A 19,290-nucleotide genomic window follows, 5' to 3' on the forward strand; every position below is an offset into this window, starting at 1 on the left:
GCTTTTTATGAATATGCATCAAAAACAAGAGCTGTCTTTATTTGCCGAAGAGTTATATCGATATATGTCTCCCGCTACACTTAATCAATTAGCTATAGAAGCAGGTGGAATGAAACGAAAATGTAAGTGCCATGGGCACCATTTTTTATCTTTGTGTGTATGGTTAAATCAACAAATCGCTACAACCTCTCTTACTCAACTTTGTAGTCAATTAGAAACTTCAACAGGAATTTTATTAAGTCCTGAGGGACTGAATCGACGATTTAACTCGGCTTCTGTAGCCTTCTTTCGAAATGTATTTACTACACTTCTACAAGCTAAAATTGGAGGATCATCTACAATTTCTCATTCTCTTTCTGCTTACTTTAAGCGGATTCGCATCCTTGATTCTACAACCTTTCAAGTTCCAGATCGATTCGCAGCTACTTATCCTGGTGCCGGAGGCTGTAGTCATACAGCTGGTGTGAAAATTCAATTAGAGTATGACTTGTTGAGCGGAGAGTTTTCTGATGTGAAAATTGAACCAGGAAAACGAAGTGATCAGGCATATGGGGCGACTCGAATGGACATGACACAAAAGAATGAACTATATATTCGTGACTTAGGGTATTTTCGTTTACAAGACTTTAAATCGATCCAAGATAAGGAAGGGTATTATTTATCGCGTCTTAAATTACCAACTAAAATATATAGAAAAGAATTCGAAACAGTGGTATTTAAAACAAAACCTGCTCAATTGAGACCGGTATATATACAAATTCATTTGGAAGACATCATGAACCAATTACAACCTGGCCAAGTGTATGAATTACATGATGTATATGTAGGGAGCAAAGACAAACTACCCACTCGCATTGTGGTTTATAGATGTACAGAGGAGCAAAAACAGAAACGTCTACATGATCGAGCTATTCGTGAAAAGAAAAAAGGGATTACATATACAGAGCGTACGAAACTTTTACAAGGAATTACGGTATATATGACAAACATTCCTACGGAATGGGTACCGAAAGAGAAAATCTATGATTTATATTCACTGCGTTGGCAAATTGAGCTGTTATTTAAAATATGGAAATCTTGGTTTCGAATTCATCGTTGTAAATCTATTAAACAAGAGCGATTAGAATGCCACCTTTATGGACAACTCATTAGTATCCTATTATGTTCTTCTACTATGTTTAAAATGAGAGAACTCCTGTTACGTAAGAAACAGAAAGAACTAAGTGAATATAAAGCGATGTACATAATTAAAGATTATTTCTTACTTTTTCATCAAGCACTACATAAAAACACCCAAGAATTATCAAAGATTCTCCTTCGTCTGTTTAACCTCCTACAGCGAAACGGACGAAAATCTCACAGATATGAGAAAAAAACAGTCTTTGATATTTTAGGTGTTGTGTATGAGCATACCACTTCTGCCCATCAGGTAGCATAGCGAAAAATTTGAAACCCGTCAGGGTTTATTTGATGTGCCTACTTTTATAACATCTATAAAAGATAATAAAAAACTACGTGGAAAGACCGCATTTTGTATAAAAATATACGTTAAGTTGATGGATGTGTGGTAGGACCCCATTAAGGTATTTGTTTTGCTTACAATCATAGAAGGAAGTACTGCTTGCATTCCATTTAACAAACCTAACATATTCACATCATACTTTTTTGATGTGACCACAGGAAATCCTTCTTTTGTTGACCAACATCCTATATTAGGTTGCGCATGCATTGCTAAAATAGGATTAAGCCGGGTAAGATATAATTATTTTTCTAAATAGTCTACTTTATAATTATTTAATCCGTATATTTTGTTTTTAGGGATAATGATTTTGTTTAGTGTTATACATATTTCTTTTCTACTGTATAAACCTTGTCTCCTCCATGAATAATAAACAAGGGATCTAATTTAGCTGCTCTTTGTAATAAAAGTTCGAATTCACCACCCATCTTAAAACAGCTACCTTCAGGTCCGTTGCATCTGCTGTCTTCAAAAAACACAAAATTAAATTTATTCTTACAGTGTAATTTTTTCATTCATTCTTTCAGTAAATATTCTGAACGTCCATGTAGTGTCATAAACATCTTTTCCTTTCATAAAAATCAATAATCTATCTTTTTAATTACATGAAGATTAATTGTTAAGTTAATCAAAAAAATAAAGGTTCTATAATGAATCTTGAGAAGCAAAAATAATTGAAATCATTTGAGTATAGAGATGAAAAACTTAGATGTTGGGAACTTGTTTTTTGTGGCATCTTCAACCAGTGATGTATAGGTGCATCTTCTATGCCTCGAGATATCGCTATCCAAACTTTCTTTTCACACAGTGGGCTTATTTGGATTTTAAGTGATTTGATATGAGATTTATTGTGTTAGCGCCTTTACTAATTTTTATTGTATATAAGATAAAATGAAGGAATGGTGGAAATGAAATGTCTTTTTAAAGTTATAACAATTGCGCTTATAGCTGGGGCTATCAGCGGTTGCTCTGAGTTAGCGGAGATAGAAGAAAGAGGCTTTGTAGTAGGTGCCGCTTACGATATTGTTAAGGAAAAGAAATCTAATCCAATTATGAAAGGGACGTATCAAATGGTACTTCCCAGTAAGTTAACGCAAGAAGGTGGAAAAGGCGCAGGGAATAATTATATTGATGTGAGTGCAAAAGGAGATAGTGTGTTTGAACAAATACGAATAATCGCTAAAAAGATTAGTCGTACTTTATTTTTTCCACATATACAAGTAATCATTTTTTCTGAAGAATTACTATCGAATCCAAATGTTTTACAAAATACGTTAGATGTATACATTCGAGATCATGAAATGAGAAGAAATATTCGTCTATTTGTTTCTGAGAAAAATGCAGAAGCAATCTTGAAACAAAATGCAAAACCAGAAAATTTACCGGCACAGTATATTGATATGCTAGCTGAACACCCTCCTAAAAATGCTCAGATGGTTGAGGCAGCAAGAATTGGTGACGTGCAGGAAAAGATAATTTCAAACCGAAGTTTTGTACTACCTGTCTTAAAACCTACAAAACAGGGGATAGAAATGGATGGGGCTGCGTTGTTTCGTGGGAAGGATAACAAGTGTGTTGGAATGTTAAACGGCGAACAGACAGTGGGAATAAACTTTATAATCGGTGAAAAATTAGGAGGTTATTTTACCATACGTAAAAAGGACCAGCTTATTACATATGAAATTCATAAGCTACACCGAAAAATACAGGTATTTACTGAAAATACTACAAAACCGAAGTTTGATATTCATCTATTTCTCGAAGGTGCTTTAGCGGAGTTGCATTTTAGTGATCATAAAAAATTCATGAATGAAAAACGCTTAACGAAGGATATTTCAAAAGAGGTGGAACAAAGGATTCAAAAATCAATAAAGCTTGTTCAAAAAAAATATAAGGTAGATGTATTAGCGTTAGGAGAAGTATATAAGCGGCATAATTATAAAAAATGGAAGAAAATACGTAAGAATTGGGATCAAGGCGAAAATTATTTTAGTGATGCCCAAATTAATGTTCATGTTCATTCAATAATTGAACATTCAGGTTCAGCTTTACCCAAGAAAGTAAAATGAGTTAATTTGATTGGTTACCGAATTAGATATTAGCTGCCAAATATCAATACTAGCTATACCCCGTATTATATATTTTATTTTCATAACTTCGATTGCTTCATATACATTACCTGTATTTCTTACATAAATTATATAAGTGAACAAGCTTTTACACTTTTCTTCCAATTTCACCTTTTACTTTTCTTAATATTTTCTTTTCAACTAAAAAATTGACTGAATAATTTTTTATCAGAGGTTTGAAATAGATTAAGTAACTAGAGGTACCATGTCAAAAAAGCTTGTAATTTGGATAACATCCAAATTACAAGCTTTTTATTTTTTATTTAATTACTGCCACCAAATCCAAGCCCAAAGGTAATTTCTTATATTTCGAGGAGTAATGCGAATGAAGCGTTCACCGTCAAAGAAGCAATTTAAATTTGGAAGTGTTTCATCTGGATTTTCTGGAACAAAGGTGACGATGTTCTCGTTACTTGTAACGGTTACTGTAATTGGTGGATCGGTAGGCGAGACTTGAAGTTGTAACGAAATATTGGCCGTATTTTTAAACTCATTATTAACAGGTGGACTTATTACTTGTACTGTGAATAACACGATAATTGTTTCGTTTGGCTCTAAATTAGTGGCAACTAGGAAACCGATATTCGGATTCGCTAGTGGAGAGCGTTCACCGTTAATAAAGACAGTGCCGTTTATAAATTGTAAACCTGCTGGAATAGTATCTTGTAACGAAATATTTGAGAGTGAAATTTTGGAAGTATTTGTAATGCGTACCGTGTAATCAAAATATTGATTTAAATAAGCTGAGCTGACGGAAGCATTTTTCGTGACTGTTGTAGTTATAAATTGAACTGGTATACGAACAATATTTGAATTAACAATGAAAGTAATAATTGGATCCTGTGGTGTCAATTGAAAAGCAGCGGTAACTGTTGCAGAATTTATAATTGTACTGTTTGAAGGAATAGAAGTTACGAGGACTTGAAATGTTATAGTTGCTACTGTACCTGCAGATAAAGAACCAATATTAATACCAGTGTCTGGACGAACATTTGGAACCGAAGTACCGTTAATAGTTACGCTGTTTTCTATAAATGTTGTACCAGCTGGAATTGTGTCTATAACAGAAGTACTAATTGTCGGAATTGTGGAATCATTAAATACCTCTAATGTGAATGTAATAACATCTCCTATAACGACGATAGATTTGTCTGCTGTTTTCTCAATGTTAATTATTGGCTCGATTAATGTTGTTGTAACGGTATTTGTTTGCTTTGTAATTGTAATAGGTGGTTCATCTGGATCAATGATAACGGTATAGGAAACAGTAGCATCGTTATTAATTGTAGGTTGAAGAGTAGAAGAAGATATTGTCACTTGGAACGTAATAATGACAGAGTCATTAGGAGCAAGATTTCCTAACGTAATACCATTTTCCGGATTCTCATTAGGCTGATTGATTCCGTTAATCGTAACACTACCAGCAACAAAAGTCGTATCTATTGGTATGGTGTCTATAACAAGAAGGTCTTCAATCGTTACATTACCGCTATTCATAATCGTAATTGTATACGTTAAAGTTTGAGCAGGTAAGGCATTCGTTACATCAACAGATTTTATGGCAATGACATTATCATTTTGGACAGTAGTTGTGACGGTATTTGTTGTAGTCGTATTTGTAACGGGTACGTTATTTGGGTTGACTATATAGTTAAAAGTAGTAATTGCGTTGTTGTTTAGTTCATTTGGTGTTGGAATAGTAGTCACAGTTACTTGGAATGAAACGATAGCATCTCCATCTACAATTATAGTACCAATTGGTATGCCGCTTACTGGATTCACTCCTGGAAGAGTTTCTCCGTTTACAATGACGCTATTTTCTATAAACGTAGTACCTTGAGGAATCATATCTTGAATGATTACATCATTTACTGCAACATTACCGGTTTGATTTAGTGTAATCGTATACGTTAACGCATCACCAACCGTTGCAAATGCAAGGTCAACAGTTTTATTACTATTCAAAGTCGCATGATTAATTGTTGTTACGGCAGCTGATGAAATAATAGTTTCGGTAATAGGCGGCTGGTTTGGTAACGTGTATTGGTATTCAATTGTACTCGTATTAGAGATTGGATTTGTTTGCGGAATTGAAGTAACCCGTACTTGGAATAGAATAGTTGCTGTCGTATTAGGCGGAATGTTATCAAGTTGTATCCCGCTAAGTGGATTATCATTTGGACGAGCGCTTCCATTCACAATAACACTATTCTCTATAAAGCTCGTATTTGCTGGGATGATATCTGTAACGATAATATTTTCCACTTGTATATTCCCATTGTTTGTGATGGAAATAGTGTAAGGGATAATCGTTTGTAGGTCAGCGTATTGGATAGGCGTTGTTTTTGTTGCAATTATATTAGCAGAAATAACTTCAGTGAAGGTAATATTACTAGTTGATATTTGTTCTTCGCTATTAATTGTATAACGAGAAGTGGATTGATTTTGAATACGACCACTAGCAGCTGGAAGAGATACCACAGTAACGGAAAATGTGACTGGGATAGAAGTGTTAGGAGCAATCGTTCCTACAAGTATACCAGTACTTGGATTCGCGTTAAGCTGAGGAATATTATTTACTAAAACGCTACCGTCTATAAAGGTTGTTCCAATAGGAATATTGTCTGTAAATACAACAGCAGTGGCATCTGTATTCCCTGTATTCGTTAAAGTTGTTGTATAAGTTAAAATGTCACCAATTGTTACAGAAGTTAAATCAACGGTTTTAAGTGAAACGATATCAGCATCATTAATTTGAACGAAAGTAGTGTTGGAAGTAGTCGATTTTTGAATTGGTGCAAAATCAGGGTTGAAAATAAAGTCGTAGACGATGTTTGCAGTATTAGGTGTTGGGTTTACAGCAGGTAAATTTGTAACGGAAACTTGGAATGTTATTGTTGTCAATTGACCTGATGCGATATTAGGAATAGAAAAGCCGATATTTGGATCTGCTGCAGGAAGTACAGTGTTGTTAACTGTTACACTTCCCGGAATAAATACAGTTCCATCCTCTATAATATCTGTAAAAAAGATGGAGTTAGTTGTAGTAGATCCATTATTTTGAATGAGTACTGTATATTCAATGGTTTCATCAATAGTAGCTAATACTGTATTAGCGGATTTTGTAGCGATAAGAATGGCATCAATAAATTGTATATTTGTAGTATTGGAAGATGTCGTTTCTGAAATTGGTGGCAAGCTTGGGTCTGGCTGATACTCATAGTGGATGACGGCGATATTATTAATGTTATTTTGAGAAGGTGCAGAGACTACATTTACTTGGAATGTAACGATAATTGTATTGTTTGGAAGGATAATATCAAGGGTGATTCCGGTAATTGGATTTTCGTTAGGTCTTGGTATGCCATCTACAAGGATGCTATTTGGAACGAATGTGGTGCCAGCAGCAATGGCGTCAATGAGGAGAGTATTTGTAATAGGTACTGTACCAGCGTTTGTAACTGCGACTGTATAGGTGATGATTTGACCGATACGTGTAATAGATCTGTTAGCAGATTTAATTGCACTAACATTTGCTGTCCGCACTTCAGTATTTACTGCATTTGATAACGATCTACGCTGAATAATCGGAGAACTAGGGTCAATTTGGTATTCATACGAAGTGTCTGAAATGTTAATGACTGTATTGCCAGGAGGTATACTTGTAAGTTGTACTTGGAATGAAATAGTGACTGTTTCATCTGGTTGTATCGTGCCAAGAGTTATTCCATTTTCAGGGTTCGCACCAGGCTGAATGACATTATTTATTGATAAGCTATCTTCAATGAATATCGTACCTTCTGGAATATTGTCAATGAACAATGTATTGTTAGCCGGAACAGTTCCTATATTTTGTAGTGTATTTGTGTAGGTAATATTTTGCCCGATGGATACGAAAGTAACATCTGCCTGCTTAACAGAAATAATATTTGCATTTTGAAGTGATGTTGTAACGATATTAGAATTTGCAGAGCGATTCACTGGTGGAGCTGTAGGAATACTTACATATTGGTAATTTACAGATGATTGATTTACAATTTCGGTTTCAGTAGGTGGATTATTTGTTTGTACTTGAAATAGTATTGTTTTGGAACTATTTGGTGGAATTGTTCCAATTGGTATTCCGTTTTCAGGATTTGCATCAGGCTGAAGGACACCGTTAATTGTGACACTGTCTGGAACGAATGTAGTCCCAGCTGGAATAGAATCTGTAAAAGTAATATTTATTGCGTCAACATTTCCGGTATTTTTCACTTCAGAAATATAAAGTATCGTTCCACCAATATCTACAGTTATTGGATTGGACGTTTTTGTAACTGTCAATTGTGCTTGCACGAAATTTGTAATGACAATATTACTTGTAGATGTTTCAGTAATAGGCGGTTGCCCTGGGTCTGGTTGAATTGTATATGTTGTATTAGATTGATTTGTAATCAATTGTTGTGAGAACGGATCGTTAATAAGAATTTGGAACGAAATAAGGTGAGTAGCGTTTGCTGCTAGGTTAGGCAAAGTAACACCTACATTTGGATTGGCACCAAGTATAGTTGTTCCGTTAAGTGTAAAACTATTGTCTACGAATGTAGTCCCTTCTGGAAGCGTATCTGAAAATATGAGATTCGTAGCTGGAATATTTCCGGTATTTTCTAGCGTTATCGTATAGGTCAAAATATCACCTGTTGTTGCTTGTTGTGCATTGACTGCTTTTAAAGAAAGAACATTCGCATCCGAAATTTGTGTGAAAGCTGGATTAGACGTAATTGTTCGAGAGATGATAGGAGCAGTTGGATCAGCGATAAAAGTATAGTCAATACGAGCTATATTAGAAATTGGATTCACGCTTGGAATGGATTGAACGATAACTTGGAATGTGACGGTGACGATTTCCGAAGGTGCAATGGAGTTTAATGAGATCCCTACGTTTGGATCAGTACCTGGAGCTGAAACACCATTAATGGTCACACTATCCGGAATAAATGCAGTTCCCTCTGGGACCAAATCTGTTAAAGTAACTGTATTTGCAGTTGTATTCCCGTTATTTTGAACGACTACAGTGTAAGTGATTGTACCGTCAGTAGACTGTACGAGGGAATCTGTATTTTTAATTACAGATAGTGATGCATCAACGACAGCTGTATTAACCGTATTAGATGAAGATGTTGCTGTAACTGGAGGTTGACTTGGGTCGACAATATACGTGTAACTTGTAAGTGCTTGATTTATAATCGCTCCTTGCGGTGGAATAGAACTTGCAAGAAATTGGAACGTAATCGTAGCGGAATCACCTGGTGCGATAATACCAACTGGAATACCGAGAGTTGGACTTGCATCTGGAAGTGAAATCCCGTTAAGCGTGACACTATTTGGAACAAATAATGCTCCTTCAGGAACTCCGTTAATGAGTAATACAGAATTTGCAGGGAAGTTTCCAGTATTCGTTAATGTTGCTGTATACGTAATGATATCTCCGATAGATACGATTGTACGATTTGCTTCTAAAACAGTTGTAACAGTCGCGTTATTAATTTGTGTGGAAGCACTATTAGAAGTTATTGTGCCTATAATCGGAGGAGCTGCCGGGTCAACGATGAATGCGTATTGAATAGATGCAACGTTTGTAATTGGGTTTGAAGGTGGAGTAGATGTAACTATGACTTGGAAAGTAACGGTTAAGGAACTACTCGCGTTAACGGTTCCGATATTCACTCCGTTATTAGGATTGGCACCTGGAATGGTACTTCCATTTACAGCAAAACTATTTTCAACAAAGGTCGTTCCTCCTGGAATGAGGTCTGAGAAATTTACATTCGTAGCGTTTGTATTGCCGCTATTTTGAATTAAAACTGTATAAGTGATTGTGTCTCCAATATTCGCAAAGGCTGTACTAGCAGTTTTTACAGCTAAAAGTATTGCTGTATTAATAGAAGTAACAAAGACGTTCGTTTCCACGTTGCCAGGCTGAGCTTGTAATGCATTGCCTACGTTATATTGGAAGTTCACAAATGCTAAGTTTTGGAGTTCAGGAGTGAATGTTGTTGGATTGCTTACAATTTGAACTTGGAATATGATTGTTACAGTTTGATCTGGATTGACTGTATTTATGCCAATACCGCTGGTGATAGAAGCGGATGGTAATGAAGTACCGTCAACAACAACTGATCCTGCAACAAATTGTGCCCATGAAGGTAAAGGGTCTGAGAAAACAACGTTGTTAGCTGGAATATTTCCTGTATTCATAATCGTAGTTGTATACGTAATCGTATCACCAATCGTTGCAAAAGTTTTATCTCCTATTTTAATCGTATTTAAAATCGCACTTTCAATTTTTGTTGTAACGTTGTTAGAAGTAATATTTTTTGAAACTGGAGGATTAGCTGGATTAACAATATGTTGAAAGCTAACGCTAGCTTGATTCGTAATTGGATTTATAGCTGGAATTTCATTGGCAATAATATGAAATGCCACAATGACAGATTCGTTTGGCGCAATATCACCAATTGGAACACCTGTAATAATATTTGCATTTGGAATGGTAGTTCCGTTCAATGTAAAGCTATTCGGTTCAAAGGAAGTTCCGTCTGGAATAAGATCGGTAAAAATAACATTCGTTGCACTAACATTGCCGCTATTTGTAATTGTAACGGTGTAGGTAATATCCTGCCCGATATCTACCGTAGATACATTTGAATTTTTTTGTGCAGTAAGAATAGCACTATTAATTTGTATGGTCGTTGTATTAGATTGATTGGACGTTGTAATAGATGGTTGGCTAGGATCAACGACATAATGATATGTGATAGAAGCAGAATTAGAAATAGGATTAAGTGTAGGAAGTGTGGTAACAGTTGCTTGGAATGTGACGATTGCTGCATTACCGCCGTTAATGGCACCAATATTTACACCAGTAGATAAATCAGCGTTTGGAATGGTTTGCCCATTAACTGTGAAACTATTTGGAACGAAACTTAAATTACTATCAAGAATATCGATAATAGTTACATCAGTTGCAGCCGTATTCCCGGTATTAGGGAGGTTAAGTGTAAATGTTATTGTATTACCAATATCCGCGAAAGTAAGATCTGCTGTTTTTGTGCTAATAATAGTTGCGTTGTTTATTTGAAGAAGCGTTGTGTTGGAAGTAGCTGCACTCGATACTGGAGGGTTAACAGGATCAACAATAAACTCATATGTCGTTGCTGCTGTATTCGGTGCTGGATTAATAGGTGGAATGCTGTTCACCGTAACTTGAAAGACGATACTATATATTTCATTTGGTGGAAGTGTTGCAAGTAATACGCCTGTATTTGGATTCGCATTCGGTTGTAAAACGCCATCGACCGTTAATGTGTTAGGAACAAATGTGAGTCCACTTGGTAATGTATCTGTGAATACAATATTAGTTGCATCGGTATTGCCTACATTGGTAATAGAAGTAGTATAAAAAGCAGTTTGCCCGATATCTGCAAAGGATACACTTTCATTTTTCGTCATAGACAATATTGCTTCGTTAATTTGGGTTGAAACAGGATTACTAATTGAAGTTTCTGCATCAGGTGGTGAGACTAATTGATACGATGTTGATGAGAAATTTACAATTGGGTTTTGGTTTGGTAATGATGTTACAGTAACTTGGAACGAAACTGTTACTGTAGTCCCGGCTGTTATTGTCCCAATATTCACACCGTTCGATGGATCCGCCCCACTTTGAGGAACTCCATTAATAGAAAATGTGTTTGCAATAAATGTAGTGACGCTTGGCACGGTATCTGTAAATATAACATTTTGTGCGGATGAGTTTCCATTGTTTGTTAAAACGACAGTATAAGTGAGTGTGTCTCCAATATGACTAAAGGATTTATCGACTTGTTTTAATGAAAGAATGTTAGCTGTATTAATCGTAGTAAACACTGTGTTTGAAGTAGCACTTCTTGAAACAATAGGTGCATTGGGATCAGCGATAAATGTGTAAGAAGCAGTAGCGGAATTGGCAATAGGATTTTGAACAGGGGTAGAAGTAGCGGTCACTTGAAATGCTATAGATATTGAGCTGTTAGGAGCAATTAATCCAATTGTAATACCTGTATTAGGGTTGAGCCCGATTTGTGTGATGCCATCTATTGTAACGCTATCAGTTATAAACGTCGTACCATCTGGTATGAGGTCAGTGAAAGTAATATTCGTAGCGTTTGTATTACCGCTATTCGTTAAAATTGTCGTATAGGTAATGGTATCACCTAGTGTTACAAGTGTTTGATCTACAGATTTCACCATCGTTATCATAGCATCTAGTACCGGGTTTGTAACGATATTTGTTGAAATAGAAGTTGTAATAGGAGTTCCGTTTGGATCGACAGTATAAGAATATAAAATTGTGTCATTACCCATAATCGAATTTGAAGGGGGAACAGAAATAACATTTACTTGGAAAGTAACAGTTACTGTTTCACCCGGTGCGATATTTGGTATAGTTACTCCCAGTGCTGGTTGTGCACCAGACTGCTGAACGCCATTTATCGTGAATGAATTTGGTATAAAGGTAATGCTAGCTGGAATAGCGCTTGTGAAAGTAATATTCGTAGCGGCTGTATTTCCTGTATTTGTAATAGTAGTTGTATACGTAATCATATCTCCAACTGAAACGATAGATTTATCAGCACTTTTTTGGGTTGTTAAAATTGCACTATTAATAGTTGTCGAAACAGCATTAGATACATTCATTTGTGATACGGAAGGTTGGCTAGGGTCGACCACATATGAAAATTGTACAGAACTAGAATTAGAAATTGGATTTATACTTGGAATATTTGTAACAAGTACGTTGAGAGTAATCACAGCCGTTCCGTTTGGATTTATATTTCCAATCTGAATCCCGTTAGCTGGATTTCCGATCTGCTGTGTACCAGAATCGTTTGTAAGAGTGCCAGATATGAATGTCGTTCCGTCAGGTAAAATATCTGTGAAAATTATATTTTGTGAAGTAACATTTCCAGGGTTACTTAATGTAATCGTATAAGAAATTGTATCGCCAATTGTTGCGAAAGTTTTATCTACAGATTTAACAAGTGTAATTTCTCCGGAATTTATTTGTGTCGAAACCGGATTGGATGTCGTACTTCTTGAAACGAGTGGTAAATTAGGTCCTGTCATAAATTGATAATCAATAGAAGCGCCATTTACAACTGGTGAGTTTGGCCCCCGAGGTCCAATTGTGAAAATTGGATTTGGAATGCTAACTACTTGCACGCGGAAGGTAATGTTTGTAAAATCTCCTGCAATAATATCCCCAATTGGTACCCCATTCGCTGGATTTACCCCAGGTAATAAAACCCCGCCTACTCGAACGCTATCCGCTATAAACACTGTATTATTTGGAATCGGATCTGTAAAAATGATATTCGTAGCAGTTGTGTTTCCTATATTCTCCAATAAAACAGTATACGTTAAAAATGAATTTCCAGGTGCTACGTCAGAAAATAGTCGATCCACACTTTTCGTTGCTTGAATAATCGCTTCGTTAATTTGAACTAAAGTTGGATTACTTGTAGCTGTTTCTGTCACCGGCGGCTGGGTAGGATCAACAATGATCGAGTATGTCGTGCTAGACTGGTTCAACGTTGGATTTGTAACTGGTATTGAGCCAACGATAGCTTGAAAGCTAATGGTTGTCGTTCCTCCAACTGGAATTGAGTCTAAAGAAATCCCGCTATCTGGTCTAAATCCAAGTTGTGGGATGGTATTAATTTGTACGCTATCAGGAACGAATGAAAGTTCAGGTGGTAATATATCGATAAAAACAGGTGTGTTTGCGGTAGTATTTCCGCTATTGGTGAGGGTAGTTGTATACGTAATTGTATCTCCAACAGCAGCAAATGCACTGCTTGCAGTTTTTGTTGCGATAACGGAAGCAGTATTTACTTGTGTAAAAGTTTTATTAGATTGAACTGTTCGTGAAACTGGCGGTTCATTTATACCTACAATAAAGCTATATTGAAGCGATGATTGGTTTGGGATTGGATTCGGATTTGGGAGTGATGTAATGTTTACTTGAAAACTGAGTGTAGCAGATGCATTTGCATTCAAGTTGCCAATATTGATACCATTTTGTGGATTTGCATTAGGAATAGTTGTTCCATTTACCGTAAAACTGTTTGGAATAAATGATGTACCATTTGGAATTACATCTGTAAAAATAACATTGTTTGCGGTAGTATTACCGGAATTAGTAATGATAGCAGTGAAAGTCAGTGTATCTCCAATAGTAGCAAATGTTGAATTGACAGTTTTATTTATAGAAAGAGTTGCATCAATAATTGGCGTAACCGTCGTATTCGTAACTGTACTACCAACAGCGGGTGATTGGTTTGGATTCACGGTATATTCATAATTTACAAGAGCATTATTTGTTAATGTCCCACTAGGTGGTATCGCTAAAATTTGTGCTTGAAAAGTAATGAATATAGTATCTCCTGGCGAAATATCTGCCAAGTGAACACCAAGTGAAGGATCTAATCCTGGTTGTGGAACATTATTGATAGTTACGGAGTTTTGGATAAATGAAGCTCCTGCGCCAAACCCATCTGTTAAAACAGTTGCACTAGCAGGGATATTACCTGTATTTGTTACTGCAATCGTATAGGTAACGATATCACCAATTGCAGCTGTCGGTGTATTCACAGACTTAGTAGCGACAATAGTAGCGTTATTAATTTGAATTGTTATTACGTTACTTAACGTATTGGTGGATACTGGCGGTAAGTTAGGATCTACGACATACTGGTACGTTGTATTGCTTTGGTTCGGGATTGGATTCGGGTTCGGGATAGAATTTACTTGTACTTGAAATGAGATTGTCGTATTTGCATTCGGATTTATTGGATCAATTGCAATTCCGCTCGCTGGATTGACATTAGGGAGTGTATTCCCGTTTACAGTAACACTATTAGGAATAAACGATGTCCCGTTTGGAATGACATCTGTAAATATTACATTTGATGCAAGTGTGTTCCCGTTATTCGTTAAAGTAGTCGTGTAGGTAATAATATCATTTACGTTAGCAAACTGTTTATCTGCCGATTTAGTAGCGGCAATTGAGGCGTTATTAATAGTTGTCTGTACGGTGTTAGATGCCACCATCTGCGTTACAATTGGTTTGGATGCGTCGTACATGTATTGGAATGTAGTGCTCGATTGATTCGTAATCGGATTTGGACTAGGAATAGTTGGTACAGAAACTTGGAATGAGACAGTACGTGATGAATTCGCTCCTATTGTACCAATTAAAATGCCATTAGCAGGGTTTGCATTAGCTATAGGGACACCGTTAATCGTTACAGTGTTAGGAAGGAAGATGGTACCAGCTGGAATGATATCTGTAAACGTTACATTGGAGGCAGGGATATTGCCGTTATTCGTTAAAATTGTTGCATAAGTTATGACATCGCCAACATCAGCGAAATTTGTACTTGTTAGTTTCGTAGCGACAATATTAGCAGTATTAATTTGTGTCGTTACTATATTACTAGTAGCATTTCTCACAACAGCAGGTAAATTTGGGTCAGCAATAAAGTTATATTGCAGTGCAGCACTGTTTTGAATTGGATTTTGTGTAGGCAAACTACTTGCGCTTATTTGAAAAACAATCGTTGTAAATCCGCCAGCAGGAATTGTCCCGACTTGAAGACCGGTACTTGGGTCTGCACCTAGCTGTAAAGCACCGCCTATAAAAGTACTATTTGGTACGAGAGTTGTGCCGGAAGGGAGTATATCGGTAACAACTACATTATTCGCTGGAGTATTTCCTGGGTTAGCTAGGACAATGGTATATGTGATTGGTTGCCCAACATCAGCAATAGTTAAATCTACCTGTTTAACAATAACTACATTTGCTACATTAATTTGTGTACTTACAGTATTACTTAAAGATGTTTCTATAGTTGGTGGATCGCCCGGATTTAAAATAAAACTATACTGTGTACTAGATGAATTTATTGTTGGATTTTGTGTTGGTAAAGAGGTGACAGTTACTTGATAAGAGACGGTAAGTGAACCGTTCGCAGGAATGGAAGGTAACGGAATACCGACATTTGGATCTGCGTTATTTTGGAGTACACCATTAATCAGGAAAGTGTTTTGGATAAAGGTAGTGCCGTCTGGATTTGTATCTACGAAAGTAGGACTATCAGCAGAAACACTTCCTGCATTCGTTAAAACGACGGTATAAGTTAATACATCCCCTACAGTAGCGAACCCTTTATCTACTGTTTTAGCTGAAATGACATTTGCATCGTTTACTTGCGTAAATGTAGTAGTTGAAGTAGTGTTCTTACTTACAGGCGAAGCGTTTGGATCAACAATAAAGTTATAAGAAATGGAGGCACTATTCGAAATAGGGTTTGGGTTTGGAATGCTAGTGATTAATACTTGGAATGAAGCTGTAATCGTAGTATTAGCATTGATGCTACCAATATTGATGCTAGCTGGTGTAACGCCTGGCTGAGTAACACTGTTAACTATAACGCTGTTTGGGACAAAAGCGGTTCCATTCGCAATTGAATCAGATAGTAATACATTGTTCGCTGCAACATTTCCATCGTTAGTAAGGGCAAAGGTGTAAGTTAATACATCACCAACTTCCGCAAACGTTTTATCTACAGATTTATTAGCATGGAGATTTGCTAGTCTAATTGTTGATGTAACAGAATTAGAATTTGCTGTTTTTGAAGTCGGTGGCAAACTTGCATTTACAGTATATAGATAAGAAGCGAAGGCGTTATTAATGATAGGATTTTGGGTCGTAATATTGATGACTGTTACTTGAAAGGATAAGGTGAAAGTAGCTCCTCCGGGTATTGTACCAATAGGTACGGAAACGAGAGAATCTACATTTTGTAAAACACCGTTGAGTGTTACCGAACCTGGTGTTAATATCGTTCCATTTGGAAGTGAATCTGTTAGCTGTACGTTCGTTGCAGCTGTATTTCCACTGTTTGTAATAAGGATTGTATAACTTATCGTTTCGCCAATTGTGGCAAATTGTTTGTTAGTTGATTTTGTTAATGTTACATTCGCATTATTAATTTGAGTGGAAACGAGATTAGAAGAAATGTTTTTTGTAACTGGTGATTGGCTAGGGTTGACGGTATATTGATAAGAAGCGCTTGATCCATTAGATACGACGTTTGACGCGGGTATTGTATTTACTACTACTTGAAATGAAACATTTTTTGTTGTACCAGTTGGGATGGATCCAATGTTCACACCGTTAGCGGGATTTGCGCCCACTTGTGTCGTGCCATCAATTGTTAAACTGTTTACAACAAAAGTTGTTCCAGTAGGAATGACATCTGTAAAAATAACATTGTTCGCATTCGTATTACCTGTACCTGTAAAGGAAACGGTGTACGTTAGTGTATCACCAATATCTGCAAAATTTTTATCTACTGCTTTCGTCATTGTTACAGTAGCATTATTCACTTGAGTGGAGACAATATTCGTCGTATCAGTCCCGCTTACTGCCGGTTGATTTGGCACAGGAATGTATTGATAAGTTGTTGTACCACTATTTAATATTGGATTTGTTTGCGGGATAGAAGGAACGAATACTTGAAATGAAACCGTAGTCGTAGAATTAGCAGCAATAGATCCAATTGATATACCAGTAGCGGGATTTGCGCCAGCTTGGATAACTCCGTTCACAGTTACGCTCCCTGGAATGAAAGTAGTCCCGCTAGGAATCAGGTCCGTATATATAACATTTGTTGCAGCGATATTTCCTATATTAGCTAAGGCAATACTGTAAGTTAGCGTTTCACCAATATCGGTAAAAAGTTTATTAACTGATTTTGTGCCATTAATATCTGCGAGGTTAACTTGTGTTCCAGCAGAGTTGCTTGTTGCAAGACCGTTAAAGGTCGTTCCACCGGCGATTGGTGTATATTGAAATGTAATATTAGCAGTGTTAGAAATCGGATTTGGATTTGGCAGAGAAACGACAGTCGCTTGGAAAGTTACTGTACGAGAAGCACCATTATTAATTGTTCCAAGAGATATACCAGCGGCAGGATTTGCATTTGTTTGTGGTATGTTATCTACCGTTACAGTGCCAGGTATAAAGGAAGTCCCATTAGGGAGAATGTCTGTCAAAATAACGTTATTGGCGGGAAGAAGTCCGGTATTAGGGATAGTAACTGTATAAGTGAGAATGTCTCCAATTGTAGCTACACTTTTATTCACGCTTTTCGTTGCTTGTATATTAGGTGAGTTTATATTAATTTGTAAGCCGACTGTATTTAACATGTATGCATCTCCGTTAGTTGTTAAACGGATTGCGGCAGATACTTGAGAATTTGTTAAATAGGGAGAAATATCAATGGAAGTAATGTCCCAGCCTTGTCTTCCTGCAGAGATGTTTGTACCTGAAGAAGCACTTTGATTTCGCGTTCCAAATGTCCCTGTTGTATCTAAGTTTCCTGCAGCATTATTAATTTGGGAACCGAAGAAATTATTTATGGCATTATTTGGTCCGGATAAAGCGTTTAATGAACTGAAATTTGGTCCGAATAGAGCCTGATCCCCAATTAAATCAGCATCCCCTTCGGTAGAACTCAAAAATAATCGTCCGCTTACAGGTCCCCCTGAAGGTGTTAAAAATCCTGAAACAGCTACATCTGCACTACCGGTATCAGCAGAAACACGGTTACCCGCTACATAAATGGTTAAGTTTCTTGCTGGCAATGTCCCATTTTGATAAGCGACAATGAGCGTCCATCCAGAAGAATTGATAGCCCCATTAGAAGCATCTAAAGGATCAACAAGTCCAGGGACAGAGCCAGTTGTATAAGAGCCAGATCCAGCAGCTTGAACGAGAGATGTTACATCTGCAGATCGTGTATAGAATCCAAATGTGACAGATCCAGAAACGAAAGTTTGATTTGAAGCTGTAACAGCCGAAGGGTTAATTGAGTATGTTGAAACAGGTGTTGTAAAAGAAACAGGGTTTCCTAATACACTCGTAATGTTTTGATCACGAGATAAATAGTTTCCACCCCAAACGAGTTCTGCGTAAAGAATCGTACTACCAGCAGGGATATTTAATACAGCGGTAGAACTATTTTGTGTATAGTTTAACGTTGTACCAGCAGGAAAAGTAGGTACTTGTAAAGCGGTATTCGTAGTTACGAATGCACCAATTGCCCCGATTGTACCAGCACGGTTTTGGTTACTAATTTTACTTAAACCTAGTGTGTTCCCTGTAATCGCAAGTGCCCCGTTAGTAGTGGTAGAAAATCGATTCGTAATGGGCATTTTTTCACCTCATTTGCATATAGTTTTGGTCAAAATACGATATGCATATAAACAATCAAAAGGAACATGTATAATTGAACTATAAATTCCTTCCTTAATCATTGGAAGGAATTTAATAGTAACAAGGGCTATTTTTAAATCAGTTAATATTAACATTAAAGGAAACTCCAGGGACACAAACATTGATTTATAAAACTGCATTTGTTCCTCTATTTTGTTTATTTTGACTTTTGGATAGCACCACATGCCCATCAACTTAAGAATTTAGAATTACCCCAAAATAAAAAAAATAAGCTTTTTGTTACTTAATAACGGTGTGTCTGTAGCCCTAAAAGGGGC

Annotated in this window: 3 protein-coding genes; 2 read left to right on the forward strand and 1 reads right to left on the reverse strand. The window is 36.6% G+C overall.

Features of this window, described 5'->3' with window-relative positions; genetic code table 11:
• The first annotated feature begins 7 nt into the window (after positions 1 to 7).
• Together QCI47_RS28400 and QCI47_RS28405 are read left to right on the forward strand one after the other, a co-directional pair.
• On the forward strand, positions 8 to 1,438 hold the full coding sequence (locus tag QCI47_RS28400) for an IS4-like element ISBce2 family transposase (protein WP_001055907.1): 1,431 nt from the start codon (positions 8 to 10) through the stop codon (positions 1,436 to 1,438).
• A 989-nt stretch (positions 1,439 to 2,427) separates the two neighbouring features.
• Positions 2,428 to 3,588 carry a Ger(x)C family spore germination protein gene (locus tag QCI47_RS28405; RefSeq protein WP_000649885.1) on the forward strand — a complete coding sequence of 387 codons (1,161 nt, stop codon included), beginning with the start codon at positions 2,428 to 2,430 and terminating at the stop codon, positions 3,586 to 3,588.
• A 327-nt stretch (positions 3,589 to 3,915) separates the two neighbouring features.
• On the opposite strand, the gene QCI47_RS28410 is transcribed toward QCI47_RS28405, so the two are convergent.
• Positions 3,916 to 18,951: a DUF7507 domain-containing protein gene (locus QCI47_RS28410; RefSeq protein WP_353812023.1), complete on the reverse strand. Its 15,036-nt coding sequence runs from the start codon at positions 18,949 to 18,951 to the stop codon at positions 3,916 to 3,918.
• Positions 18,952 to 19,290: the final 339 nt, after the last annotated feature.

Origin of the sequence: Bacillus cereus group sp. RP29, assembly GCF_040459765.1 — a bacterium.
Taxonomy (GTDB): Bacteria; Bacillota; Bacilli; order Bacillales; family Bacillaceae_G; genus Bacillus_A; species Bacillus_A paranthracis.

Coding starts and splice junctions, on each gene's coding strand:
- QCI47_RS28400 (WP_001055907.1), top strand. CDS start 8: ATGAATATGCATCAAAAACAAGAGCTGTCTTTATTTGCCGAAGAGTTA.
- QCI47_RS28405 (WP_000649885.1), top strand. CDS start 2,428: ATGAAATGTCTTTTTAAAGTTATAACAATTGCGCTTATAGCTGGGGCT.
- QCI47_RS28410 (WP_353812023.1), bottom strand. CDS start 18,951: ATGCCCATTACGAATCGATTTTCTACCACTACTAACGGGGCACTTGCG.